Source organism: Variovorax robiniae, assembly GCF_037889955.1.
Lineage (GTDB): Bacteria > Pseudomonadota > Gammaproteobacteria > Burkholderiales > Burkholderiaceae_C > Variovorax > Variovorax robiniae.
The window spans coordinates 1-1,733 of the sequence record NZ_JBBKZS010000083.1 but is presented as its reverse complement, the minus strand read 5'-3'; the positions used below and the strand labels follow the sequence as shown (position 1 = coordinate 1,733).

2 protein-coding genes are annotated in these 1,733 nt (G+C 66.2%); both read left to right on the top strand.

Going from position 1 to position 1,733, the window contains the following annotated elements:
• Window positions 1-1,062 (top strand): IS21 family transposase (gene istA, locus WKW79_RS36925; RefSeq protein WP_340340179.1); only part of this gene is annotated, 1,062 nt, incomplete at its 5' end.
• Window positions 1,055-1,733: IS21-like element helper ATPase IstB (gene istB / locus WKW79_RS36920; protein ID WP_340340178.1), on the top strand; the 679-nt coding region annotated here is incomplete at its 3' end. The genes istA and istB, both read left to right, overlap by 8 nt.

The window sequence follows — 1,733 nt, the reverse complement described above, 5'->3', positions numbered from 1 at the left end:
CTGTGCTCAAGCCGCGCGTTCTGGCTGGTGGCTTATCCGAGCCAGGGCCACGAAATGCTGTTCGACGCGCACACCCGCTCGTTTGCGGCGCTGGGCGGCGTCGCGCGCCGAGGCATCTACGACAACATGAAGACGGCGGTCGACAAGGTGAAGAAGGGCAAGGGCCGTGTCGTCAACGCCAGGTTCTCCGTCATGTGCGCGCACTACCTGTTCGATGCCGACTTCTGCAACGTCGCCAGCGGCTGGGAGAAGGGTGTGGTCGAGAAGAACGTGCAGGACAGCCGGCGGCGCATCTGGATCGAGGCGGGCAAGCGGCGCTTCGGCTCGTTCGCCGAACTCAATGCGTGGCTCGGTGACCGGTGCCGTGCGCTGTGGGAGGACGTGCGGCATCCCGAACACAGCCAGTTCAGCGTGGCCGAGATGCTGGAGCACGAGCGGCCCCACCTGATGCCGGTACCCGAGCCGTTCGACGGTTATGTGGAGAAGCCGGCGCGCGTCTCCAGCACTTGCCTGGTGGCGGCGGCGCGCAACCGCTACTCGGTGCCGTGCGAGCTGGCCGGCCAGATGGTCAGCACGCGGCTGTATCCGGCCAAGGTCGTCGTGGTGGCCGAGGACGTGGTGGTGGCAAGCCACGAGCGCCTCGGTGCCGAAGGACAGACCTGCTACGACTGGCAGCACTACATCCCCTTGCTGCAGCGCAAGCCCGGCGCCTTGCGCAACGGCGCGCCGTTCGCGGATCTGCCCGAGCCACTGCAGCAGTTGCGCCGCGGACTGCTGCGTCAAGCTGGTGGCGATCGCCTGATGGCACAGGTTCTCGCCATCGTGCCGGCGGCCGGACTGGAGGCCGTGCTCGTGGCGGTGGAGCTGGCCCTGGAGAGCGGACCACCGTCGGGGCGGGTCAGCGTCGAGCACGTGGTCAATGTGCTGGGACGCTTGAATGCGAAGCCGGTGCCGCCGGCGGTCGAGACGGCTCTGCAAGTGCTGGAGCCGCCAAAGGCGGACACAGCGCGCTACGACAGCCTGCGCACTGACGACATCGTGGCGGAGGTTCGTCATGCGTGACCTCATCGTCGAGCTCAAACAGTTGCGTCTGCATGGCATGGCCGGCGCCTGGGGCGATCTGGTCGAGCAAGGCGCCAACGCGGACACCGAGAATTCGCGCTGGCTGCTGGAGCACCTGCTGCAGGCAGAGAGCACGGATCGGTCGATGCGCTCGGTGAGTCACCAGATGCATGCAGCGAAGTTCCCGGTGCATCGGGATCTCGCGGGCTTCGACTTCACCGTGTCGCCGGTGGACCGCAAGCTGATCCACCAGTTGGCCGAAGGCGAATTCACCGAGGTCGCGCACAACGCCGTCCTGGTCGGTGGACCTGGCACCGGGAAGTCGCATTTGGCGACGGCCATCGGGGTGGCTGGGGTCACGCGACACGGCAAGCGGGTGCGGTTCTACTCGACCGTCGACCTGGTCAATGCGCTGGAGCAGGAGAAGTCCCAAGGCAAGGCGGGGCGCATTGCCAGCAGCTTGCTGCGCATGGACCTCGTGATCCTGGACGAGCTGGGATACCTGCCCTTCAGCCAGGCCGGCGGAGCCTTGCTGTTCCACCTGCTGTCCAAGCTCTACGAGCACACGAGCGTGCTGATCACGACCAACCTGACCTTCGCCGAATGGTCCAGTGTGTTTGGCGACGCGAAGATGACGACAGCCTTGCTGGATCGACTCACGCATCACTGCC